General features: G+C 63.5%; 13 protein-coding genes and 4 pseudogenes. 10 read left to right on the forward strand and 7 right to left on the reverse strand.

Annotated features, from left to right (window positions below; translation table 11 throughout):
• The 3 genes from ABFX54_RS48990 to ABFX54_RS57295 all read left to right on the forward strand — a co-directional run.
• Window positions 1-503 (forward strand): hypothetical protein (locus tag ABFX54_RS48990; RefSeq protein ID WP_346114034.1); only part of this gene is annotated, 503 nt, incomplete at its 5' end.
• Window positions 504-690: 187 nt separating this feature from the next.
• Window positions 691-855, forward strand: a complete 165-nt coding sequence (locus ABFX54_RS48995; RefSeq protein WP_428834655.1) for a recombinase family protein — start codon at window positions 691-693, stop codon at window positions 853-855.
• An 11-nt stretch (window positions 856-866) separates the two neighbouring features.
• Window positions 867-998, forward strand: a complete 132-nt coding sequence (locus ABFX54_RS57295; protein ID WP_428834656.1) for a hypothetical protein — start codon at window positions 867-869, stop codon at window positions 996-998.
• A gap of 822 nt (window positions 999-1,820) precedes the next feature.
• On the opposite strand, the gene ABFX54_RS49000 is transcribed toward ABFX54_RS57295, so the two are convergent.
• Together ABFX54_RS49000 and ABFX54_RS57300 are read right to left on the reverse strand one after the other, a co-directional pair.
• The gene (locus ABFX54_RS49000) at window positions 1,821-2,798 is read right to left on the reverse strand and encodes a site-specific integrase (protein WP_346114035.1); all 978 of its coding nucleotides are present in this window, start codon (window positions 2,796-2,798) and stop codon (window positions 1,821-1,823) included.
• A 64-nt stretch (window positions 2,799-2,862) separates the two neighbouring features.
• Window positions 2,863-3,090: pseudogene (locus ABFX54_RS57300) on the reverse strand (tyrosine-type recombinase/integrase); the annotation flags it as partial.
• Window positions 3,091-3,759: 669 nt separating this feature from the next.
• Between ABFX54_RS57300 and ABFX54_RS49005 the strand changes: the two are divergent.
• Window positions 3,760-4,023 (forward strand): tyrosine-type recombinase/integrase, encoded by a 264-nt coding sequence (locus ABFX54_RS49005; RefSeq protein ID WP_346114036.1) that lies wholly within the window; start codon window positions 3,760-3,762, stop codon window positions 4,021-4,023.
• A 593-nt stretch (window positions 4,024-4,616) separates the two neighbouring features.
• Here the strand turns inward: ABFX54_RS49005 and ABFX54_RS49010 are convergent.
• Window positions 4,617-6,248: an ISL3 family transposase gene (locus ABFX54_RS49010; protein ID WP_346114047.1), complete on the reverse strand. Its 1,632-nt coding sequence runs from the start codon at window positions 6,246-6,248 to the stop codon at window positions 4,617-4,619.
• 255 nt (window positions 6,249-6,503) lie between these two features.
• Between ABFX54_RS49010 and ABFX54_RS49015 the strand changes: the two genes are divergently transcribed.
• The 4 genes and pseudogenes from ABFX54_RS49015 to ABFX54_RS49030 form a co-directional block, all read left to right on the forward strand.
• Entirely contained in the window at window positions 6,504-7,703 is a 1,200-nt protein-coding gene (locus ABFX54_RS49015) for an ATP-binding cassette domain-containing protein (RefSeq protein ID WP_346114038.1), read from the forward strand.
• Between the two features lie 370 nt (window positions 7,704-8,073).
• Window positions 8,074-8,571, forward strand: a pseudogene (locus ABFX54_RS49020) (transposase); the annotation flags it as partial.
• A gap of 51 nt (window positions 8,572-8,622) precedes the next feature.
• Entirely contained in the window at window positions 8,623-9,792 is a 1,170-nt protein-coding gene (locus ABFX54_RS49025) for an IS30 family transposase (RefSeq protein ID WP_346114039.1), read from the forward strand.
• A 30-nt stretch (window positions 9,793-9,822) separates the two neighbouring features.
• Window positions 9,823-10,647 (forward strand): annotated as a pseudogene (locus ABFX54_RS49030) (IS256 family transposase); the annotation flags it as partial.
• 126 nt (window positions 10,648-10,773) lie between these two features.
• Here ABFX54_RS49030 and ABFX54_RS49035 read toward each other — a convergent pair.
• The 3 genes and pseudogenes from ABFX54_RS49035 to ABFX54_RS49050 all read right to left on the reverse strand — a co-directional run bounded on the left by ABFX54_RS49035 (window position 10,774) and on the right by ABFX54_RS49050 (window position 21,433).
• Window positions 10,774-12,459, reverse strand: a pseudogene (locus tag ABFX54_RS49035) (IS1634 family transposase).
• A 574-nt stretch (window positions 12,460-13,033) separates the two neighbouring features.
• Entirely contained in the window at window positions 13,034-13,660 is a 627-nt protein-coding gene (locus tag ABFX54_RS49045) for a hypothetical protein (RefSeq protein WP_346114041.1), read from the reverse strand.
• Window positions 13,661-13,684: 24 nt separating this feature from the next.
• The gene (locus ABFX54_RS49050; protein WP_346114042.1) at window positions 13,685-21,433 is read right to left on the reverse strand and encodes a polymorphic toxin-type HINT domain-containing protein; all 7,749 of its coding nucleotides are present in this window, start codon (window positions 21,431-21,433) and stop codon (window positions 13,685-13,687) included.
• A gap of 938 nt (window positions 21,434-22,371) precedes the next feature.
• On the opposite strand from ABFX54_RS49050, the gene ABFX54_RS49055 reads away from it, so the two are divergent.
• Window positions 22,372-22,596 carry a hypothetical protein gene (locus ABFX54_RS49055; protein ID WP_346114043.1) on the forward strand — a complete coding sequence of 75 codons (225 nt, stop codon included), beginning with the start codon at window positions 22,372-22,374 and terminating at the stop codon, window positions 22,594-22,596.
• Between the two features lie 279 nt (window positions 22,597-22,875).
• Here the strand turns inward: ABFX54_RS49055 and ABFX54_RS49060 are convergent, their stop codons facing one another.
• Window positions 22,876-23,601, reverse strand: coding sequence for a hypothetical protein (locus tag ABFX54_RS49060; protein WP_346114045.1), 726 nt, complete (start codon window positions 23,599-23,601; stop codon window positions 22,876-22,878).
• 667 nt (window positions 23,602-24,268) lie between these two features.
• On the opposite strand from ABFX54_RS49060, the gene ABFX54_RS49065 reads away from it, so the two are divergent.
• Window positions 24,269-24,445 carry a hypothetical protein gene (locus ABFX54_RS49065; protein ID WP_346114046.1) on the forward strand — a complete coding sequence of 59 codons (177 nt, stop codon included), beginning with the start codon at window positions 24,269-24,271 and terminating at the stop codon, window positions 24,443-24,445.
• Window positions 24,446-24,740: the final 295 nt, after the last annotated feature.

The following is a 24,740-nucleotide window of genomic DNA, read 5'->3' on the forward strand; positions in this document are numbered from 1 at the left end:
CGGAGGTGGGACGGCGGACCGAAGCGGTACCGGTCAGCGAGGAAGCCGTCCGCCTGCGCCGGGAGCTGGCCGAGCTCAACCGCGACGCCTACCTGCCCGACCTGGCCACCTCGTTGAACAACCACGCCATCCAGCTGGCGGAGGTGGGGCGGCGGACCGAAGCGGTACCGGTCAGCGAGGAAGCCGTCCGCCTCTACGGCGAATTGACCGAGCTCAACAGGGACGCCTACCTGCCCGACTATGTCAGGAGTCTCGCGGCTCGCGGATATGTGCTTGTCGAAGGCTCCCAATTCCGTACCGCCGTCGCCCCGCTGGTCGTGGCGTTGCTGGCGTCGCAGGAACTGCCTGAGTACCTCGCTCAGGACATCGTCAGGGGGGTGGTCGACCTGTTGCGTCGCGCCCATACAGGAGACGCCACCGCTGTAGCAGATGAGTTCCGCCTTGTCACCGGTCAGAACGTCCCCGCCTGGATGATAGAACCACCTTCGACCGCCGACGGGTGATGAGGTGACGTTGCTGCCCCTGCCATGAACTCCTGCTCGCCCGTCCGGAAAGGGTGTACCCCAACACCACATCCGGGAGCACAGGTGAACGAGGTCAAGAAAGGGTCGATAACCAAGTTTGTTGAAGCCTGTCTACTGGGCTCTTTTGATTCCAGCTCGACAGTTGTGAGGTGGAAGGGGTACGGCGGTGCGCGTCGGCTACATCAGGGTCTCGAGCGTCGATCAGAACACCGTCCGGCAACTGTACGGGATCGAGATCGAGCGGACCTTCGCCGACAAGGTGTCGGGCAGGGACACCGCCCGGCCGAAGCTGGAGGAATTGCTGGCTTCGTCCGCGACGGCGACACGGTGATCGTGCACTCGATGGACCGGCTCGCGCGCAACCTGGACGATCTGCACTCGGCGTCCATCATCATCTGCGCCATCCGCGCGACCATCTCGCGCAGCACATCCGGCGATGCCGTAGCGAGGGTCTCGTCGAACCACTCACCCTGAGCGGGCAGAATGTCTTTAGCGGCCACTTCTCGTTCTCCTTCTTATGCCTTCGACAGCTGTAAAGGATCGCGGAGTGGCCGCCCTCATGTCACATCGATCTTCCCTCACGGGCATCAAGGTGACGAACGAGTTCAAACCTGTACACCACTCTCGTGGACGCTAACACGAGGGCGAGGGGCTCCTCCGCGTTTCCGCCGAACGTCGGCTGAGGCGTGGCGCGGCCCTCATGACGCCGCCTCATCGAGGCTCGGCCAGCCCTGTTTACGACCTCAATCTGGGAGACCGTGGGGAGACCGGCAGTCTGAGACGGCCCTGGTTGGATTTGGCATCCTCGGCATGCTTCAACCATCAGACGTCGCACCTACCTGCACCAACGCCTGAGACTGACACAGCCCGGCATCGCCCAACATGCTGATCCACGGACTCATAATCCGTGGGTCGTGGGTTCAAGTCCCACCCGCCCTACTCACCAATACCGCGTTCGACCTGGGTTTTCTCGGTTCTCGCCAGCCTCGGAGCTCGTTATTGATCATGCTTGGTTGCTCGCTGATTGCTCGGCGGCGCGGGTTGTGCAACCCGGTAGATCATTCAGGCCGCCACCGTCACGACAGACCTCAGCGACGATCAAGAGAAGATCAAGCCGGAACACCTGCACGGCCCGCTCCCCCAAGTCACAGCACTGGCACGGTCAACTGCTAGTTCTTGAGCATGTTCCCCCGCCCTCGCCTTGTGACCGAGCAGACTTTTCATCCGCTGGTCTTTCGACTCCGAACGACGAGGCCCACAGCTCGCGCTGCGGGCCTCGCTTGGACTAACGGATGCTCAGAGGCGAGCAGGCAAAGTGATCAAGCGAGCGTGACCGGTGTCCGGCACGGCTCTGATGAGGGCGGCGGTAGACTCAGCGGCCGCGCGGGCCACCTCCGGGTAGACGCTGGTGTAGATGTCGCGGGTGAAGGCGGAGGAGACGTGCCCGAGCGTCTCCTGCACGATCTTCAGGTCGACTCCGGCGGCCAACATCAGGGACGCAGCCCCATGCCGGAGGTCGTGCAGCCGCACCGGTGGTAGACCCGCCTCGTAAGAAAGCAGGTAGGACTGGTCGCTAACGTGCTGCGGATGCAGCGGGCGGCCGATCTCGTCGGTGAAGACGAATCCGCTGTCTTGCCAGGTCTCCCCTGCGGCCAGCCGTTCGGCGGTCTGCGCCTTGCGGTGGCCGCGGAGTGCGGTGACGGTGTCGGCGTCCAGGGGGATAGTGCGGTCACTGGCCTCGGTCTTGGGCTTGCCCTGGATGGTCTCCCAGCCCAGCTGGGTGATCTGCCAGTGCACCCCGGCTGTCCCAGCGTTCAGGTCGACGTCCTTCCACCGCAACCCCACCGCCTCACCCCGGCGCAGCCCGCGCAACGCGATCAGCCGGTACAACACCGCCAGCCGATGACCGGCCGCCTGAGCGAGGAAGGTCGACGTGTGAGCCGGGGTCCACACCATGACGGGTGAGGGTCGCGGGGTGGAGATGTAGACGTTGATCGGGTTGACCCGGCCGCCGCGTCGCTGCTGTTCGGCGGCCAGCCGTTGATGCAGATCCTGATTCCAGGCGGCGACCCGCTCGTCGGTCCACACCAGCGCCTTCGGCTTGTCCGCATCCGGCAGCTCGACCACCGCTGCCGGGTTGAAGTCGATCAGCCGGTCCTGCTTGATCGCGATGTTCAGCGCATGCCGGGGTCGCGCGGATGCGATGCATGGTGCTCGGCCCGACCAGCCGCCGGTACCGCACCTTGGCCCGCTCGTCAGGATCGTCGCTGGCACGGGCGGTGACGATGACGTCGTTGAACTCCTCAATCGCGTCGAACATGCCCGCGATATCGGAGACCCGCAACCGGTCCAGCCGGATATCACCCAGATAGGGCGTGAAGTACAGCCGGATGTGCGCCTCATACGAGCGGCGCGTCGTCTGATCGACCTTCCGCTTGCGGCGCAGGAACTCGGTCATCCACTCCGCGACCGTCACGGTCGGGTTCAGATCCTGGTGAGTACGGACCTTACGCCGCACCTCCTCCACCGGCGGGAGCGCCTTGGTATCCTTGAGGACGGCCAGCATCAGGTCGGTGACCTTCCGCCGGACCTGCGGATCCTCATCCAGCGCCAGCAGCGCGCAGGCGTGCTCCAGCTCCGCCTCCACCTCCTCCACCGCAGTGAAGCCTTGGCGACGCAACGGGTTGCGCCGCCGCCCGTCCGCATGCGCGGGCAGCTCCAACTGGTAGACCTACGTGCCGTGCGTGGGACTCCACCGCTCCCCCTTGCCCCCGGAGCGGCGGAGCTTCGGGCAGCTCTTGCCGAGCTTCTTCCCGCTCGCCTCATCCCGGCAGGAACAAGTCTTGTAGATGGTGCCGATCATCATGGTGGCTGGCCTTTCTCGTCGAGCTGTCGCCTTGTCCATCGCCCGCCACCCACAGGACGCCCTTGACGGACGTAGCGGGAGGCCGGGCGGCAGTATCGACGCCCACCTTCATGGCACCCGTCAAGCGATATCCGCTGGTCACGACTGCCACGCCGGGCGGAAGCCAACCTGCTCCTGTCACCCTTGTAAATACCGGCTCAGAGTCCGGAGTTGAGACAACGCGACGACCCAAGACTTGGACAGATCTAGGTCTTCACGGATCAAGCTCAGTGGTCAGGAACCGGCAATGATCGGTTCGACATCACGGCGTCGCAAGCGGCGGGTGGGCCTGAAGGCGACCACGAAAACACGCAGCGGAACTTGGGATGCGTGTTCACCACCGCAGAGGGCGAGCCGCTACGGGCGAACTACCTCACAGGGCGGTTCCGCCGGTTGGTGGCGGTCTGTGGACAGCCGCCGATTCGGCTATACGACCTGAGGCACGGCGCCGTCACTCTGGCGCTGACCGCGCACACGGATCTGAAGGTGGTGGAGACCATGCTCGAGCACGCCAGCATCGGGCTGACCACCGACACCTACGTCTCGGCGCTGCCTGAGGTGGCCCACGAAGCTGCCCAAGAGACGGCGGGTTAGTGATGAGAACAGCATCCAAGCTCGGGCTCGAACTCACTTGTGCCTCACATCTGCCCCATCTCCTCGTCCAGCGGGACCGCGACGGGTGCCCTACGCTGGTGGAGAAGCACCCCCGCAGACCTCGAGCCGACAACCGTCGGATTAGAAGCAAGATCCTTTAGTGGCGCGCAATGCCGCTTGATGGTAGTTCGTGCCACCTCCGCATGTATTGAATGCCAGGTGGTGCCGGGCCCTGACGGCACATGACGGGGCATACGAGCACGCACCGAGCACGGCTAGTACATGTTCGATCATTGCACCGCGCTTCCCGGAAGGGATTCCGTGCTCCGGTCATGACGGCACCATCCATCAGTGACAGCCGCCGTGCTCGGCGCGTACTCCAACCCGTACACCGGGTCCGTAGACGTGACTGCAACTTCAGGTTGGGAAAGGCTGCGTGAACTGGCAATGAGGTATCGGCACGCGTGGTTGCGGTAGCGACCGACGAGCCGGAGCGGCAACGATCAGACAGACCGCGCCGTTCCTCCCATCCCTTCCGCGTCAGAGTTTATGGGCTCTTGAGCACTCTCTGGGAAGTGGTCACGCTCGGTGACTCAGTTGTGAAGCGCCATCTTCCGGAGTAGATCGAGGTTGGCCCGGCCGAACATGAGCCGCTTCCAGAACTTGATCTTGCATATGGTGCCCTCGACAGCGCCTGATGAGTACGGCAGGGTGAGCCCGGCCAGGACGGCGGCGTGGTCGCGTTCGATGCCGTTGGCCAGGGAATGGAGGGCGGGCAGCGGATCGGCACGGACGGCGGTGAGCCAGTCGTCCAGGTGCTGCCGGCCGGTGCGTTCGGTGAGCATGGTGGCGAAGGCGCGGACGTGGCCGGCGGTGGCGGCCAGTTCGGGGCTGCGGTCCAGGATCCTGGCGAGGTGTCCGGCCTCGGCTTCCTTCAGGTGGTCGGGGTGAGTCATGATCCAGCGGACGACCCGGCGGGGCTTGGGCGGGGCAACTGTGGTGGGGGCCTGCCGGGGCCGCTGACGGTCGTCGGCAGGGTCGGGCCGGTATTGCCGCAGGTAGGCGCGGACGGCTTCGGCGCTGCCCTGCCAGCCTCGGCTCTTGATCTCGGCATGCAGGGCGGCGGCGTTGGTGACTCCTTGGTTCCACCGCTGGTGGAGGTAGGGCTTGAAGTCGTCCAGGATGCCAGCGCGGTGAGTGGCCTTGAACAGCACCTGCTCCAGGCTCTCGGCGCGGGCGAACCGGGCTATGGTTTGCCGGTTCAACCCCAGCTCGCGGCCGATCGCCGAGAGCGACAGCCCCGTGGCCAGCAGGGCTTGGACCGCCTGGTACCGCTCGGTGTGCCGGGCGACCAGCCGCCGGGGCTGGCCTGCACCGTCACGGTATCCGTCTGGTTCGGCGGGCGGCCGCGCGAGGTCTGCGCCAGGCTCGGCAGGGTGCGGCGCCGCTGCCGTCGGCGCGGGCTGCCCGTGCTGCGGGTCGGGATCGGGGTCGTGCAGGGCGGCATGGTGGGCGATGACGGTCTTCTCCACCGCCTTGCCCAGGTCCTGGAGCAGGTGAAACCGGTCGGCCACCTGCTGAGCATCGGGAGCGCCCTGCCGGGCTCCCAGCGCATAGGAACCTCCCCTGTCCCTGCAGATCACTTCGATCCCCGGATGCGCGCGCAGCCAGTCGGCGAAGGTTCCTGCCTCCCGGCCATCGAGCACGTCGATGACCTGGTGGCTGTCCATGTCCAGCAGGACGGTCGCGTACGAGGCTCCCTTGCGCTTGGCGAAATCGTCCACTCCAAGGACGGTGACCTGGCCGACCTCAGGATCCGGCAACGCCCGGATCATCCGGATCAGCGTGAAGCGCGAGACGACCTGGCCCATCGCGCTCGCCAGACGCGAGCCCGCGCTGCCGGCCAGCGCGAGCGCGACCCGCTCCAGAAGACCCCGGAGCCCCACGGTGCGTCGCTGATGCTTGGCGGTCAGCCCGTCGACCTGTTCGGCGAACGTCACGACCGGGCAGGAACCGCTGCCGCAGACGAACCGGCGGACCTCTAACGCGACCTGGATCGGCCGCCCGCCGCATGACACATCCTGCAGACGGCGCTGGTAGCGGTCATGCACCTGAGTAGTCGGTGTGGCGCAGCGCGGGCAGATGGCCAGCTCGGTTCCGGTACATGCCGTGATCCGGACTCTGCCGTTCGCATCCTCGATCTGCTCGAAATCCAGCCCGTCCAGGTGCGGGACAACACACGCAGCAGACGAGCCTGGTCGCCGGTGACCGGATGCAGCACGATGACTCCCCGCCGCCGTTGTTGGTGATCAAACTTGGCGATCAAGATCGTCACAGAACGGCCGTCGTCATACGCGACGAGTTGCCAAATCTCCACCCATCCGGGCTTGCCTAAGGCCTTCAACTGCCCTCGACGTCACTCCAGGTAACCGCTCCCCAGAGAGTGCTCAAGAGCCCATAAACTCTGACGCGGAAGGGCCTTGCTCCAGCGGGATCTTCGGGAAGAGCTCATCGCCACCTTGGGCCGGGTACGGGAGCAGGTCGGGGAAGCCAGAACTGCCCGGCGCGAAGGAGTGTGGGCTGAGGCAGTCCAAGCAGCCCGGGCTGACGATGCGGCATACCAGGCGGAGCTCCACGAACTCGGAGTGGAACCGGCTCAATACCTGTCTCTTCGTGAAGAGAACACCACACTGCAGAAGCGTCTTCAGGACTTGGCGGATCTCGCCGCCGGCCTGCCCGACCTCCACCACCGCGTCCGCGAGAACTGGGAGGCGCTGGAACTGGTGTACACGCGGCGCAGTCAACGCCGTTTGCACTTCGTCGAAAGCATCCGGGCCGACAGCGGGTCGCTGCTGTTTGACCTGCGCCCCAAAGCAGATTGGCCGGGCTGGGCGCGGACGGTCCGTCAGATCTTGAACCTGCGGTCCGACGGCTACGTCGAAGACGTGCGAGTCCTGGCGCAGTGGCTCTGGGGCGGCCACCCCGAGTCGTTGGACGACAGGATCAGCCTGTGGAGGCAGGGCTTGGTGGCAAACTCCTACACGCGCCTGGCGCAGAGGATCCATGAGGATACCGGTGAACGCCTCCGGCCGACATGGTGGAACAAGTGGAGCAGCGTTGACCGAGCCATTCGCATCAGGGTCGCCACGACGATGGCCGATGATGTAGTCACCATGCGGTTCCTGAAGAACGCCGGTGATCCTTCGGTGGATGACGACTGGCATGACGTTCTCCACGGGTCGCCCGGACAACGCAGCGCTGCGATGTTGAGCTTTGTTCTCCATCACGGCACCGAACCGTTGATCCTCGATCAGCCAGAAGACGACCTGGACACCACCCTGATCTCCGAATTGATCGTCGCCCAGCTACGCGAAAGCCGCTGGATGCGTCAGCTCATCATCATCACCCACAATCCCAATATTCCGGTTCTGGGCAATGCCGACCGCATCATCGTGCTGGAGAACAAAGACGGCGCAATTCGCGTGAAATCGTCAGGTCGCCCGCACGTTGGATCCATCGATGTCCCTGAGGTGCGCGTCGATGTTCAGAACGTCATGGAAGGTGGTGTCGACGCCTTCGTCCGGCGAGGGCGCCAATACTCCAATGAGGTCAGCTCGTACAACCAGGATGCGGCGCGCGTGAAGCTGTCACCTCGGGCCCAGCAGGTGCTACGCGACTGAACACATTCCCTCCCGTGTCGACGTGAAGGACGAAGGCATCGCCAAGGAACCCCTGGCTCGATGTTCATGGGCCTGCGGGGCTCGAATATTTAGCAACGTCCGACCCGCCTTCCGCAGATGTGTAGCGAGAAAAGCACACAGATCTGTGGCCTGGGGGTATCACTCTAAGTGTGGAAACGATCACTATGGGTAGATGAGTCAAGATAGATCATCTTAACGCTTCGGGGGGGGAGCGTCCATCATGACGAACACACGGGGATCATCCGCTCTGACCACCAGTTTCACTCCAGAGCACAAGCAGGCGGGAAGCTTGGCACGGGCTGCTCATCATGGCGGGGAAAAATCCCCCCATCGTGACGGCGAGGTGCCGTTGCGGGACCTGCTCGGCGATCAGGTGCTGGATCTGCTGCTGGAGCGCTCGAAAGACGGCAAGGGCGGGCTGCGGCTGACCGGCGACGGCTCGATGCTGGGCGAACTGGTCAAGGCGGTGCCGGAACGGGCGCTGGAGGCCGAGCTGTCGTCGCATCTGGGCTACGGCAAGCATGATCCGGCCGGTCACGGGACAGGTAACTCCCGCAACGGCAGGATCGGCAAGACGGTGCAGACCGGGGTGGGGCCGGTGCGGCTGGCCGTCCCGCGCGACCGGGCCGGCACCTTCGAGCCGGTGCTGGTACCCAAACGGGCCGGCCGCATCTCTGGCGGCCTGAACGACATGATCATCAGTCTGTACGCGCACGGCATGAGCGTGCGCGACATCCAGCACCACCTACGCCAGATCTATGAGGTCGAACTCAGCCACGAGGCGATCTCCAACATCACCGACGCCGTGCTGGAAGAGGTCCGCGCCTGGCAGGCACGGCCGCTGGAGGCCGCTTGAGTTCTATCGATGGTTGCGAACCTTCTCGAAGGAGAACCTCGCATGCCTCGTTGGGCTCACAACAAGCTTCCCTCGTCGGTTCAGAAGCGCTACTTCGAGTTGGTGCGAGAGGGGCATAAGGGCGCTGCTGCGGCCCGGATGGTCGGTGTGTCGACCAGCTGCGGGTCGCTGTGGTTCATCGATGCTGGTCGGATGGTTCTCGCCGACGCGCCCGTCTCTGCCCGCTTCCTCACCCAGGATGACCGGATCGCCATCGCCGACGGCATACACGCCAAGGTCGGGGTGAAGGAGATCGCCGCCTCGATCGGCAAGAGCTTCCAGACGGTCTACCGAGAGATCCAGCGCAACAGCAAGTCCGACGGCCGCTACCAACCCTGGTGGGCCCACAACCAGGCGCTTCTCCGTCGCGGCCGTTCCAAGGAAGAGAAGATTCGGGGCCACGAACCGCTCCGTACGGTCGTGCGCGACAAGCTGACCGAGAAGTGGTCACCGCAGCAGATCTCCCGGTTCCTCACCCGTGCCTACCCCGATCTGAGCGCCATGCAGGTCTGCGCCGAGAGCATCTACAAGGCCCTCTACGCCGGCCTTCTCGGCTGCAGATCCGGAAAGCTCCGCACCGGCCGCTCCCGCAGGAAGCCGCACCGGCGGGGCGTCGCAATCCCCAACAAGATCAAGAACATGAAGCTCCTCGACCAGCGTCCCGCTGAAGTCACTGAACGTCGGGTCCCCGGACATTGGGAAGGCGACCTCATCATCGGCCAGTACGGGGCGCCGGGTGGTGCCACGGCCATCGGCACCCTGGTGGAGAGGGTCACCAAGTTTCTGATCCTGGTGCATCTCCCGGACGGCTACAAGGCCCCGCAACTGCGCGATGCGCTCATCGCGCAGACCCGGCATCTGCCCGAGAGTTGGCGCAAGACCCTGACCTGGGACCAGGGCCGGGAGATGTCGATGCATGAGCAGACCGCCGCCGCGACCGGCTTCGACATCTATTTCTGCGACCCGCATTCCCCCTGGCAGCGGGGCCTCAATGAGAACACCAACGGACTGATCCGCCAGTACTTCCCCAAACACACCGACCTGTCGATCCATACCGCCCAAGACCTGCAGACGGTCGCCGCCCAACTCAACCAGCGACCCCGCCTCGCCCTCGGAGATAGGACACCAGCCGAAGCCATGAGAGCATTGCTAACCAACGGCTCTACCAGCTAGTTCGCGACCAGTGTTAGAAACCACCCCGCCTACCCGGTGGTGTTCCTGGACGCCATCGTGGTCAAGGTCCGCGACAACCACAGCGTCCAGGCCAAGCCCGCCTATCTGGCGGTCGGCATCGACGCCGACGGCGAGAAACACGTGCTGGGCATCTGGCTGGCCAAGACCCCGCTCGATACCGCCACCGCCGGCGAATCGGCCCGCTTCTGGAACGCGGTGATGACCGACCTGCGCAACCGCGGCGTCCGCGACATCATCATCGCCTGCACCGACGGCCTGAACGGCTTCGAAGACGCCATCCACGCGGCGTTCCCGCACACCACCGTGCAGGCCTGCGTCGTGCACCTGATCCGCAACGCGCTGCGGCCGGTCGCCCGCCGCGACCGCGCCGCGGTGGCCGCCGATCTGAAGAAGATCTACACCGCGCCCAGCGAGCAGGCGGCCTTCGACGCCCTGGCCGACTTCACCGCCTCCACCTGGGGCGAGAGGTATCCGCAGGCGGCCCGCGTGTTCGAGACCGCCTGGGACCGCTTCACCCCGTTCTTCGCCTTCTCCCCGGCGGTCCGCAAGCTGCTCTACACCACCAACAGCATCGAGTCCCTGAACTACCAGCTGCGCAAGGTCACCAAGGCCCGCGGACACTTCCCCGGCGACGACGCCGTGGTCAAACTGCTGTGGCTGGCCATCATCAACATCGAGGACAAACGCGCCCGCGAACGCGCCATGCACAAGGAGAAGACCGGCAAGATCAAAAACTCGCCCAGCACCGCCCGTCTCATCGAGGGTCAGCGCACCATCGGCTGGCGCGAAGCACTTATCGAGCTCGACATCGCCTATCCAGGCCGAATCAGGTAAAGACCGCTCACTCGCTATCAGGAACGATCTTTACACACTAGAAGTGACAAGCTCGTGGCCTGAGCTGCGGAAATGCTTGCAGGCATGCTGATGCGGCGTGTCACTAGGTGCCAGCGTCGTGGCTGGTCAGGCGTCTGCGGCGGGACTGGCTTCGACGATCTTCTTTGGGGTCGGGATGTCGAGTTTGGCCAGGATGTCGCGCTGGGGCTTGGTCAGTCCGGCGCGCTGGCGGAAGGTGCCGGTCGGGCCGGTGAAGGTGGCGACCGTCAGGAGGTCGAACTCGTCGCGGATGCGCCTCCAGGTGGTGCCGGTGGTGGTCTCGATGATGCGGATCAGCAGCAGGGCCAGCCAGCACAAGATGACGTGGGCGCGGATGCGTTCCTCGAGGCGGTGATAGACCGGGCGCAGGTCGATGACCTGCTTCATGTCGCGCCAGCCCCGCTCGACCTCCAGCAGTTGCTTGTAGCCGAGGGCGATGTCCTCGGCTGGCAGCTTGGGGTCTGAGCAGCGCAGCAGGTACTTGCCGTCCAGGTTCGTCTCGGCCTTAACTTTGGCGGCGTCGATGCGCAGCAGCCCGTTGGGGGTGGTGCGCAGGTAGCGGTTCAGGCCGGGTTTGGTGGCGCTGAGCGTGTCGGTGCCGGCGATCAGCTCCTCCAGCTGGGTGACCAGACGTTCCCGGATGGCCGCATCGCGTTCGGCGCCGTCGGGATTGAAGCAGATCACGAACCGGTCGGTCTCGCCGATTCGGACCTCTTTGACCTTCAGGTTCTCGGCCACGTCCTGGTAGCGGCCTTGGCGGGACAGGGCGGCCTTGGCCTCGGCCGAGCCCGAGCGCAGCCGTTCGCCGATGATGTAGTGGTGGTCGCCTTGGCGCAGGTAGCGGCGGTTGTCGGCGGAGGCGAAGCCGCGGTCACCGACCCACACGATCTTGGATAGGGTCCAGTCTCGCATGTCGTCCTTGACCTGGCGGATCAGGGTGGTGTCGGTGGTGCTGCCGGGCCAGGACCAGATGCGGACCGGGATGCCGTCGCGGGTGACGGCCATGCCGATGACGATCTGCGGCAGGTCGTCGCGGTGGTCCTTGGACTTGCCGTGGGTGCGGAAGCCCTTCATCACCGGTCCGCCGCCGTCCTCCTCACCGGTGTTGCCGGGGTCGGGCAGCGGGACGCCGCGCTGGTCGCGGGCGATCGGCTCATCGCCTTCGTCGATCTCGAAGTAGGTGGAGGTGGTGTCGAAGAACAGCAGGTCGACTTCCAGGTTGAGCAGGGTGGCGACCTGGTCGAACACCTTGCGCTCCACGGAGTGTTGGACCTGGTGCAGCCAGTCCATGGCCCGGTAGCAGGCATCGTCGCTGCAGGCGGGCAGGCCGTTGATGTGGGCGTTGCGGCCGATCCAGTGGGAGGCGGCCAGCTTGGAGGAGGCGTCCAGGGCTCAGAGTTGGCGACCAGCGCGAACAGCACCCGTTCGGTGAACGGGCTGCGCTGGGTGGAGGCCGGGATGCGCGTCATGATTGTGTCGATCTTCAGCTGCCGCCACAGCTGGTCGAGGAGATAGACGCCGCCGTAGGCGGCCGAGCCGATGAAGCTCAGCTCCGCGCCCGAGGTGAGGGCGGCGGCCCGGGTCCAGCAGCCGGCACAGCGAGCCGACCAGGCGTTCGACGGCGGCGCGGTCGATCTGGTCTTCGCGGCCGAAGTTGTGCAGGACTTTCATCTTGGCGGCTTTGGCGATGGGGTCCCACTCGTTATGGGCGAGTTGGAGGTATCGCACCGTGGTGCCGTCTTTGTTCTTCCGGCTCGTGGTCCTGACGAACATGTCACCAGACCGTAGCAGCGTGTGCGCAGGCCGTGATGATGTTATCGCTGAAGTCGTGTCACTAGGGCCTTTCGCCGTTTCCACCAAGTCGCAAGCCACCGACCTGCGGATTCACACCCGAACATGCCCTGGATCATGGATTAGCTGCGGAACGCGGGTCCGACCTGCGGGTTCGCTCGACGCGCTGGATCTCCAGCCCTTACGGTTTAAGCAGTCGCTCAAACCGCTTTGAGCAACCGCTCAGACGGCAACACTCGAGGTCTGCAAGCCTGCCGAGGACTGCAGGTCAGCGCATGAATCGAATATTCCGAGCTCTACACCCCGAACTTTCATTCTCTGTACCTGCGGCGCGCCCTACGCGAATACGAACGCTTCTACAACCAGCGCCGAGTCCACCAAGCCCTGGACCAAGCAGCGCCGCTGCGTACCGCCCCCGATCCGATCACGGATCCAAAGCGAATCACCAACCTGAATGTACGCCGACGCGACCGGCTCGGCGGCATCCTCCACGAATACTCACACGCCGCTTGACCAGCATGGATAGAATTTTCGGCAGGCAGCACTTATTCAAGGTCTACGTAGGAGGACACTTCTCACTACGAGCAAGCCAGGCCTTCAAGTCTTCCCTCTCTGAGGCCGTTCGACGCCCTGCCAGATATCGTCGTGCTGCCTCCTGCAGCGTTGAGGAACAGTAAGGTTTCGGCAACACCGCAACGCCGATTTCCTCTTGCCAAACCGTTCCGACGACGAATACCGAGCCGCTCATAGAAGACATCACAAATCCGGGATAGCCGTGTCCGGAGCCGACGACACCGGACGCTGCTCCTTGCCCAGCCAAATCCCATCCAGCTTGGAGCTCCACCGCTCCCCACTCGCATTCCCACCAGGCCGGGTCCGTTGAGTCATCGGACGCCTCCCGAGCTCGGTCAAAATCCGGCTCGATACCTGGATCCAGCGATACAAGGAATTGGTGCTCGCCTGAAAACAGCCCCACCTCAGAGGAGAGCGCATACCAGTCACGGTTGAATATTTCGACTGAATGGGGGTTGTTGCGGCTGACCGTGCGATCATAGCGTCCCTCGCTCGGGCCGACACTCGTCACCAGCGACGCCACCCAGGTAGGAATTCCCGTTCGCCTTCTAGGTCCAAGGAATTTCATGCCGAAGCTCGACATGAGTTCAGTGACCAACTGCTCGTTCATTGGATGACTCACTCGCAATGCAGGCTAATCGCAGAACGATCTAAGGTTTTTATAGTTGTGGTTTTGGACCCACATATATTTGCCATCCTTTTCGAGAATTCTATAGCTATTATTTCCTTCAACTCCGTAGATCTTCGCCCCGTCCCACCACCTATTTTTACGCGGATCACCCCCTAGCCCAGTGTGCCGATCCGGCTCCCTATACCGATAGAAGTCTAGACTGCCATCAGGATTTGTACGCTGCCCAAGGCTGCCGTCTTTAATCCTTCTGAGCATCTCAGTGACGAACGAAGGAATGCGCTCGGCATTGTGAACCAGAACGCTAACGCCACCTACCCCAACATAGTAGGTATGCACGTCGGCGACGGTCAGATTATACACCTGCTGCGCTGCCGTCCATCGCTTTACGCTGGTGACCTTGACCCAGGTTCCGGCAGAGGTGCGGAGCCACGTTCCCGGCTGGAGATAAGTTGCGTCCACCCATTCCTGCAGGGAAGGAACCCAGAAGGGATGGCCGGCGGTAGCCACTATCGAGGTCTCTGCCGTTCCGCTTCCGTTCTCCAAGCGGACAGAGATCTGCACCAGCTCTTTCGCCCCGGCACCGAAGATCGTATCGGTGACTTCTTTGGCTACTGTCTGTCCGCTCACCGGGTCTGTCGCAACAACCCGATCTCCGGGGCGGATGTCCTTGATGGCCTTATGACTGCCATCGGCCATCAATACGAGAGTTTCCCCTCGGAAGCTGTTGCATGCCGCGGCGCCAGAGCGAAGGGCTCGAGCCACCTCGGGCAAGTACTTCGCCAGCTTTCCGATGGCTTTGGCTGCACCCCCACCCGGCAGAAGGTTCGCGATCATCAAAAAGCAACCAGCTCCACTGCCGTTATTACAGGCTATCGCGTCACCCCATATGAACTCATTGACGCCACTGAGAAGTTTGAAAAACCAGGACCCTGATTTGTCCTGTGCCGCATTCTGCAGTTTCTTCAGCTCTAGCCATTCCGAAGGGCCGATGCCTAGCCTTTTTGCGATGCCATTGCAGGCACCTGCCAGGTACTGATCCATACTTTTATCGCCATTTAGGCAGCTGTCATAGTAGACCTTGGCATCGCCGATGAGCTTGGCGGCTTTCTTCATTGCCTTACAAGCTTTAGCTCCATAGAGAGCTTCGCATCCCACGACCGACACGGCATCTACCAGACAGACGCAATTGCTGGCGCTGGCGGCCTTCGCTTGCCGCCAAAGAATGTCTTCATCCTGGTTCGGATCCATGGGATTGTAAAAAGCGACGAAGTTGCGCCTAGCCCGTTTGCCGCGTTCTGAATTATCCGCCCAGAAGTCGCTGCTTGGCGCGTTCCGGCCTGCACCAAGCCCTTCGTGAACAACGTTGATGCGGCGCGCTTCCTCCTCGTCGAATTCGGGGTTGAAGCCCACGTCGGGCACCCATTGCTCGTCGCAGTCACCGTACATGCTGCAGTGGCTGCCGTCGCCGCGATCTCCCATGCCGCCATCGATATCGTTCAGCACCGTGTGACCGGTCGGATCCGTACCTGTGAGCGGTGAGGCATTGGCGTAGGTGTAGCGGTTGGCCTGCACGGACGGGTTCGGTTCCAGCGTCCAGGTATCGCGACTGGTGAAGGTGCCAGTGCCGGGCTGGTACCAGCGGGCGTGCATGTTGACCTTGCCGGTGTCCGGGTCCGTGTATTCCCCCTGATATCCGAGGCTAGTCGGATCTCCGGTTTGGGCCGCGGTTTCGCCGAAGGGGTCGTAGCTGGTGGAACTAACAAGGCCGGTGGCTGTGTATGTGGCCACGAGGTCACCGTGGAGGTCGCTCAGAGTCGCGACCGCAGGAGCGGTTCCTTCCTGAAGACCGACAAGGGCGCCAAATGGGTCGCGCGAGTACTTTGCCTGAGCGCCGCCGCTGATGGCTGCCAGGTCGTTCCCCAGCCCGCTGTAAGCGAAGGTCTGCTTGGCGGTGCCGCTGATGCGGGAGGCTACGCGGTCGAGGGCATCGTAAGCGTAGAGGCTGTCGCCGTCGGCGATGAGCCGGTCGAAGGCGTCGAACGTGTACTGCGTGGTAGAGCCCGCCTTGTTGCTGGTGGCCATGGTGCCGCGTGGCGTGTAGGTGTATTCGGTGCCGTCACCTGAGGTGAGGCGGTTGCGCTCGTCGTAGGTGAAGGTCTTGTCGCCCGCTTTGGTGCGGTTGCCGGCGGCGTCCCATTCGTAGGCGGTGACTGCGCCGCCAGGGGCTGTCCAGGAGGTGAGCCGACCGGCGTGGTCGTAGGCGTAGGTGTTGGTGCCCGCTCCGGCGGTGCCAGTGGTGGTCTTGGTGGTGAGGTTGTCGTCCTTGTCCCACCCGTAGGAAATCGTGGCGAGTTGAGTTCCGGAGCCGTTTTTCAGCGTCTGGGCGGTGACGCGGTTCAAGTTGTCGTAGTCGATGGTCTGGGTACTGGCTGTGCCGCTGGTGGCAGTGATGGTCTTCAACCTGCTGACCGCGTCGTAACCATAGGTCAGCGTCCGGTTGGTGACCGGGTCGGTGACGGTTTTCAACCGGTTGGCGGTGTCGTAGGTGAAGCTGGCGGTGCCTGCGGCGTCGATACGCTGGGTCGGGTTGCCCAGGCCGTCGTAGCTGTAGGCGGTCTCCTGCACGGCGCCACGGGAGACCCTGAGTGGCAAGTTGCGGTCGTTGTAGTCGATGGTCAGGTCACCGGCAGTGGTGCGGCGGCCGGCCAGGTCGTAGGCGAAGGTGCGCTCGGCCGTCGCCGCGCCGCCACCTGATCCGTTCTCCGTGGTGAGTCGGTTCAGGTGGTCGTAGGTGCGGTCGATGCGGACCCCGCCAGGCTGGATGGTGGCTGTTTGGTTGCCTGCCGCGTCGTAGAGGTGGGTCCAGGTGCGGTCGGCTGCATCCGGATGCGCCGTAGTGGCCGGTTCCGTCACCGTTTCCGCCAGGCCCAGGCTGTTGTAGCTGGTCCAGGTGGCGTTGCCGCGTCCGTCGGTCAGGCGCGTGCGTGCGCCGGCGGCATCGTAGCCGAAGGTGGTGGTGATCGACTTGCTGTCCGAAACCGGCTCGATCAGTGAAGTGACCCGGCCCAGAGCATCGAAGGTCTGCTTAGTGAGATGCCCTTCGGGTGAGATGGTGCTGGTCTGGTTGCCGGCCTGGTCATATCCGAAGCTGTAGGTACGCAGCACGGTACCCGCAGAATCCACATCCTTGACCGTGGTCTTGCGGCCAGCCAGGTCATATTCGGCGATTGTGGCGTTCCCGAGGGCATCGGTTGTCTTGACCAAGCGCCCCGCCAGGTCATGAGCCATGGTGACTCTGGTTCCTGGGTCGGTAATCGTCTCAGTCTCGTTGGCCGCGTTGTACGCGTAGCTGATAGCCATACCGCCCGGGGCGATTCGCTTAGCCAACCGACCTGCCTCGTCATACTCCATATTGGTGGTGTAAACAACGCTGGACGGCTTGCGCTCGATCTGAGTAGCGGTGATCTGCCGACCGAGGTCGTCATAGGTGGCCCCAGTTCGGGCGCCGGTGGCGTCAACGCTGAACAGTTGCTGGCCCGCCATGTCGTACTCGGACACCCTGGTGCCAGGAGTCTGGCCGTCGGGAGCGGGATCGGTGATACGGACCTGACGACCGAGCTGATCGTACTCGTAGGAGGTGATGTAGCCACGCGGCTCGGTGGTGCGGATGAGCTGTCCAGCCTTGTCATAGGCGTGCTGGATGGTGGAGGTGATCGCATTGCCGCCAGGCGGTGTGTAGGCGGGCGCGGTGATACTGGTCAGTCGGCCAGCCTTGTCGAAGGTCGAGCTGAGGACACGGCCTTCCGCGTCACGCTCGTGTGTCTGGTTGCCTACCGTGTCATAACCCACTACGGCGGACGGGCGGGCTGCGGTGGCTGCACCGTTCTTGTCCACCTGCACCTGCGGCGCCTTCGTCTCCACCAGCCGGTCGAGGATGTCGTAGCGCATCGTCGTGGTGTAGTCGGCGGCGGTAGCGCCGTCGGCGTTGCCGCGCGGGTCGGTGATGGCGACAGGCAGGCCGCGGTCGTCGTAGGTGGTGGTGGAGACGACGTCACGGTCGCCGTTCTCGATGCTCTGCCGGGTCGGCTTGTTGAGCTTGTTGTAGGCGAACTCTTTAGTCTCGGTTCGCGTGGCACCTGCCCCCGCGAGCATGGATTTGATGACGTTGTCGTTGGCGTCATAAGTGAAGCTGGTCTTGCGGTTGAGGCCAGAAGGGTCGAGTGTCTGGGAGGACAAGCGGCTTGCGGCGTCGTACGCAAACGCCGTGGTCACCTCTTTATTTCCGCCCGTGACCTGCTGTACTAGGTGGCCTGCCGCGTCGTAGGTATTAGCCTCCAGTACCACATCCTTGGTCTCGGGAGCACCATTGAGCGCAACGTCGTCGCCGATCTTCATTGCAAGCAAGTCGTCGCCGAAATAGCTGTAGGAGGTTTTTCGGCCCATCGCATCCACTTGGGCGACAAGTCGCCCCCCGCTGTCGTAACTGCGACTCTCGAGCACGATGTCTTTGGCCGGCTGCGGATCGACTGGGCTGCCGGTCCATCCCTTCAGCGTGGTGGTGGTCAGCTCTCCTCGATTGCTGTAGCCATACACGAAGACGGTCCCGCGGGCGTCCGTTGACGTCGCTTTCAAGCCGAGAGTGTCCCAGCTCTGGCGGGTCACGCCGCCCTCAGGATCGGTGGTCGCGTTCACCCGACCGTGATCATCGTAGGTGTAGACGGTTTTCCTTTCGGCGTCGCTGCCGGTCAGGTCGGTGATAGCCTCCGACAGCTTGTTGCCGTCCAAGTCGTAGGCGTAGGTGGTACGGGCCGTGTGGGTGACGCCGGTGATCTCGTTCTCGACTGCGGCACCCGTCACCATGGCCACGCGACCGGCTGCATCGTAGGCGACAGATGTCGTGACACCGTCCGGGACGGATTCCGACACCTTCGTGGTGGAACGTAACCGGCCGATCTCGTCATAATCGAGCGTGGTCACCAATCCCAGGGGGTCGGTCTGCTTGGCCAGGTCGCCTGCGGCGGTGTAAGCATAGGACCAGGTATTGCCCCGCGCGTCGGTCCGGGTCTTTTCCATGCCTGCTGGGACAGTGCCTCCACCATCGGCGGGCTCGCTGCCCTCGGTGTAGGAGACCACGGTGGAGCGGCCGTTAGGGAAATCGGGCGTGGCCGGGGTGGTCTGTTTGGTCGACTCGCCGTGACTATTGTATTCGAAGGTGGTCGCGTAGGTGTTGTCAGTCTCGTCAGCGGAGCGGGGATCGCGGAAAGTCCGCAATTTGTCGTTGCGCTGGTCGAACTCGTCGTCCTCGTTGACGTAGTAGCTCATGTAGATGTATTGACAATTGCGCGCCTGGCGGCAGGACTTGCCTTTAATGATGTTGCCGCGTTTGTCGTTCCACCGCTGGAACACGTTTCCGTTCGGATCGGTTAGCTTTACCTTGAATCCACCGGTGTCGTAGTCGTAGCTGGTCTTGGCGCCGATCTGGTCAGTAATGTACGCAAGTCGCGCATTGCGCAGTGTGTCATAGGCGTAGGACAGACCGTTACCGCGTGGATCGGTGAGGGCAATCTTGTAGAGGTACTCAGACCAGTCGATCTGGGCGTCACCGAGCTTCCAGGTACCACCATGCCGGTCAGTGTGTGTCAGGAGCCGGTCGGTTGCCGGGTGGTAGGTGTTGTTGGCCCAGATTCGGCCGGACGGTAGCGTGGCCTGGGACATCTTGTGGCTGATCTTTGTCCGGGCGCTCCAGTGAGACTGCACCTCGGCGTCCGTCAGCGGCTTGCGGTACAGCGCGAATTCGTCGATTGAGCCCTGAAAGGGCCATGCGCCCGATGTGCGCGGCCCTCCGGGGACGCTGGACCAGGAGTTGGCGCGGTAGCCGCTGCCCACGTAGGCGTACTGGCGGATCTCATTCCAGAGCGGCCCACTCAGTTCCCCCACGACCTGGCCATCGAGGTAGAGCTTCTGCTTGTCGCTCGTCACGGTGAGTGCCACGTGGTGCCATTGATCATCGTTGACCGGGCCGGTCGATGTGATCGGCGTATACTCGCCGTCCACTAAGCCCAACTGGCCCCGCAGCTTACCGTCCATGCCCACATAGAGGACCGGCTGTGTCGCACCGGCACCGCCACTAACCAGTTCGTCAGCCGAGAAGATCACGCCAGGCTGCGTGGTCTTGATCCAGCCCTCAAGGGACACCTGATCCCGAAGTCGGTCCAGCATGGAGAGGGGCAGCATCATTGTGGACTTCGTGAAGCCTGCCGCGGTGTCAGTGCTGCCCTCAAGTGCGCCCGGCTGACCCACGGTGACGTTGTCGTAGATGCCGGTGCCGCCGTCAGTTCCCAGGTTGGCGGCCGGTTCGTGCTGCGCGTCGCCCAGCCGCCAATACCCCACCGGTTCGGAGTCCAGCACCAGGCCCTTGTAACGGGAGCCGTCACCGTAGCTGTAGCTGGTGCAGTTCTGCGCCGCAGCTGGCGCGCACACCGACGTCAGATTGTCACCGGTGTAGGTGTAGGTCCAGGTCAGTGCCTTGCCGTCCACCGGGTCAGTGGACACCGTCGCTACCCGCGAGCCGTTCCAGGTCAAGTGCAGTGCCCGGCCACCGGTCCCGGACACTGTGTCGAAGGTTCCCTCGGGCTTGTAGTTGAGGGTTTGCGCCCGCCCGCGATTGTCTTCGATTTTCAGCAGCCGGCCAGCGGTGTTGAACACGTACGACATCAAGGCGGTGTCCTTCAGCCGCCATCCGCCGCCATCCGCATCCTCCAGCGTGTCTTTCATCCCCGGCGGGGGCTGATAGCCACCATCGCCCTTGGCCGCGAACCGGACTCGCCGACCGTCAGCGTAGGTGACCAGCAGCCCAGTGACCGTCGTCCCGGATCGCTCGGCCACCACATTCATGTCCCAGGCCGTCGACCAGCCAGCACCGAAAATCCCGCTGGTGCGCGTATCCATGCTGTTGTAGGTGCGCTCCACCGTGAGGGCCGGCCCAGCGGTCTGAACCTGGGCGTCCTTCATAGCCGTGGTGTAGTTCCCGCTGACCAGCGAGAACTCCTGCTCCCCCTCGACGCGATCGCCCAGATGAGAACTGTTGATCGGCTGACGCGCACCCAAAAGGATGAGCTGCTTGTCGCTCGTGGCGACCGCTTTGCTTTCCGAGTCCACGATACGGACCCACCACTCGTACTGCTTGCCCCACTCCAGCCTGCCCGCGGGTACACGCCAAGTGCCCTCGTCCGGCAGGGCGCCAGAGTTCCAGCAAGGCGGAGTGGGCGAAGGAGAACCAGAGTCTTCCTCGTCCTCTTCCGGCTTCTCACAGATGTGGTACGTATGATTCAACGGGCTGAAAGGGTCCTCGGGTTGGTTCACCCGCCTGGCCCGCACAGTAAGCAGCGGAGTCGTCGTTCCCACCAAGGAACCCGCGTCGGGATACACATCATCGATCAGCGGGAAGGTGTCCGCCGCGAAAGCTCGATCCTGTTGTTCAGCACGCCGGGCACCTCCGGGTAACTGCGCCTCCGAACCCGACCTTGCCTTCAACGCCGTCCGTGGCCACGCACCACCATCCGCCGGCAGAGCTCCCCGTACGGGTGGATCCACCGCCGACGTCGCTACCATCGCCGGAGCGGCGGTCAGGCTTGGCAGAACACCTGCCGAACCCCGCTGCTGTTTCGGCACTACCGCACTTGCCTGCACAGAAACCACCTCGCCGCCCCAAGCCACTTGGGCGTAGGCCGGAAGCGCGGCCAGTGGGACCAACCCCGGCAAGCTGGTAAGCAGGACGAGAGCCGCCGACCGGACAGCGGCAGCACGCGAAAAGAACCGACGCATAGTGAATCACGCTCCGAACCACAACGAAGGACACCAAACATGGCGGCAGCCGTCGCTCTCCGCCACACCCTTCCCGGGTTGTGCAGCTCGGAGTCGATCACTTCCGACACCCAAAGTAAGGAAATCCGACCAATCGGACAAGATAGGCGATCATCACAAAATGACAAACAGCCCTATCAGGCACGCAACGCTCCGTAGCGGACAAAGGGCATCCCTGTCGTGCTTGCTATGGCACCGACGGCGGATGTGATGATCAAGGAAGAGACGCTTGGCGCCCGAGATCTGTCCAGTGCCGGAACTGGTGCAGCGGGTCTGACCTGGTCTTCTAGGCTTGGCTCTCGTACTGTTTCGACTTCTGTATTTGCTGGCGGTCAAGGTGTTCGGCTGGCTGGTGCTGCTCACACGGGGCAGCGCCTCACAAGAGGTGGAGATCTTGGTTGCGGCATGAGATCGCGGTGTTGCCTCGCCAGGTCGCCCACCCCAGGCCGAACCGGGCCGATCGGGCGCTACGGCCGCGCTGGTCAGGCTGTTACCCGCTCGCCTTCGACCGCATCGCATCGTGACGCCCGGCACGGTGCTGGCCTAATATCGCAGACTGGTCAGGAAGAAGCGGACCTACCCCGCCAACAGGGCCGGCCACAATCCCCGAAGAGATCCGCGCTCTGATCGTCCGATTGGCCCGGGATATTCCCCGATGGGTACATAGGCGCCCCCAGGGCGAGCTCCTCAATCCCTCGGTTTCAGGGTGGGAAAAGGGACAGCCCCACCGGGTGAAGGGTGTCAATACTCCGTTCACGGTCGCGAGCTGCGGTTTGTCCCGGCTTCTTGGCCGAAGCAGCGGCCTGGATGAGGCATGCTCGAGGTTCGTGACGCGCTGTCTCTTCTATCTGATCTTCTATCGCATCGTGGGTTGGCTGACGTTGCTGCCCCGTAGCGACGCGTCCAAGAACATGGAGATCCTCGTCCTGCGGCACGAGGTCACCGCGCTGCGCCGTCAGATTCACCGTCCAAGGCTGTCAGGGGCGAACCGAGCAGTGCTGTCCGCCCTGGCCAGAGGGTTGCTGGCGGCCTGCGTGCCCACCGACTGGTGACACCAGACACGCACCGGCTGCTGATCTTCGGCGAACGGCACCTTCGCACCGTGCTGGACGAATACGCCGATCATTACATTCGCCACCGGCCGCACCGCCCTTTCACCCTCCGAGTTCCCACCAATGATGACTCCAACCTGACCCCGCTGCCGGTGCCGGATCGAGCGTCGTCACGTTCTCGGCGGGCTGATCAACGGGTACCAGCGCGCTGGCTGATCAACGGATGCAGTCATAAAGAGGCAGGTCAGACCCTTGAGCCCAGTTTTGACACCTTTCGCCTTAAACCCGGCGCATGAGCACCTTGCGCAAGATCCCCATGTTGTAGGTCCGCAACGCACCCTCCGCCGTCCGCGGCACGTAATTCACATACTCCAGCCGCAACACCACCGGACCGCGATGAAGCACCACCCCGGTACCTACGGAGACGCGCTCGCCATCCGCCTTGGCCGTCTGCTCGATCCGATAGCCCTTCCAGCCGTTCAAGTCGCGAGGGTAAGAGTGGACAACAGACTTCCCCCACAGCCTCTGCCCCGGCCGCAAGGACACCGGCGCCGCCCCGGAATAGCGACAGGCGCCCAACTTCTTGTCCACCGCCCGCATCACGCGTTCGGCTTGGACCGCACTCGGCAAAACCCATCCCTGCTGGATGATCCGCCCCTTACCCGGCAGGCCTATCTCTCTCACGACGGTGGCGAACCGTGGATCAACAGCCACCCGGGGAACCTTGAACATGTCCAGCGGCACACAGACATCCATCGACGCCGTCGTCCCCTGTGGGAGACTGCGTTCCTCTCCCCCACCCAGCCCTGCTTGCGTTGCGTTCAAGAACAGCCCGGCAACTCCTTCTCGCGTCCACGTCACCGAGGCGCCGGTCAAGGACGTGACCCTCGCCGATGTCATCGCACCCACCGAAGCAGCCCCCACAGCGACCCTCTCGGCATCCGAGCCGCAGCCGGACACCGTCACGCCCATCGCCCCAACAAGCAGGCCGACCCACTTGATCACGCACGCTCCGTCCTTCGGACCTCCACCGACCGCGCGATCATCTCCTTGACTTCGATGTCGGCGAAGGCCACACCACTCGCCCCGACGAAATGTAGGACAAGCCGTTACACGGGCGCGGCATCCAGGCCGTCGGCCTTGACGATCCCCCGATTGTGCCACGCCCGGATGGGGCTGCTCTCTGGGCTGTGCAAACGCCAGGCGGCATGGGGGTAGTGAGAGGTAGTGTCGACGAATGACACTTGCAACCGTCGCGGTCGCTACGATAAGCGTCTTGTGGGGATCGCGAGTGCCCACGGGTCGGCCGCCTGCGCCGTCGATGGCTCCTAATGCCGGCGGAGGCGGTTTTCTCTTTCTCATGTCCCTCGTTCCCATGGCAGTTGGGGCAGCGAAACTGATCGGTCACGTAGCTGCTTTGACCATGACGTCCTGCCAACACAGGATGGCGAATCAGCTTGTGCAAACTCCGCCGCAGTCAACAACGTCCAGTGTGCTGACGCGGTCGACATTGGTGCGCTCCAATTACTCCTACTCCGTACTATGGCCGGACCCGAGCTTGTTCAAGCAAATGCCTGAGGCTGTTCCCTCCCAAGCGCCTGGCGCAATCGTGGCGGGGAGGTCGGTCGCTGCTGCGGCCAGTTCGAGAGCGCTTCGCCGAAGGGCTGTGACGGTGGCGGTTTTCGCCATCGTCATGGCTGCCTGCGGCGATACGGCCCTGAACTTCAGGGAGTACGCCGAAGTTCTCAACCTCGGGACCGGAATTGATCCTTGGATCGTCGCTGCAGCTTTCTCCCTTCTGACCGGGAAGGCCTTCGACCGCCTGTATCCGCCGGACGAGGACGAATAGCATATCGACTGAACATTGCACATCTCGGCTCGCGTTAGTGCGAGTGGCTGTGCAGCACTTCCGGGCGATGGAGAGACGTATGCCTCGGATTAATCAGGTACGGAGCTTTCCGCTGTTCGGGAGGCGTTGATGTCCCTGCAGCTGTCCGGAATCCTCGTGGCCCTCAACGTAACTCGATGGTGCGGTACACTCTCAACAGAGCCCTGCGATCGTCCTGGGGCCAGTGTTATAGGACTGACAAGGGCTTAGAGGTCCTAACAGAATGATCTCTGCTGTGCTTTGATCTCTCGCTGTA

This window comes from Nonomuraea maheshkhaliensis, from assembly GCF_039529435.1.
GTDB classification, from domain to species: domain Bacteria; phylum Actinomycetota; class Actinomycetes; order Streptosporangiales; family Streptosporangiaceae; genus Nonomuraea; species Nonomuraea maheshkhaliensis.

What these genes read in the sequence shown, in the direction of transcription:
- ABFX54_RS57295 (WP_428834656.1), top strand. Translation starts at nt 867, where the DNA reads ATGGACCGGCTCGCGCGCAACCTGGACGATCTGCACTCGGCGTCCATC.
- ABFX54_RS49025 (WP_346114039.1), top strand. Translation starts at nt 8,623, where the DNA reads ATGCCTCGTTGGGCTCACAACAAGCTTCCCTCGTCGGTTCAGAAGCGC.
- ABFX54_RS49045 (WP_346114041.1), bottom strand. Translation starts at nt 13,660, where the DNA reads ATGAACGAGCAGTTGGTCACTGAACTCATGTCGAGCTTCGGCATGAAA.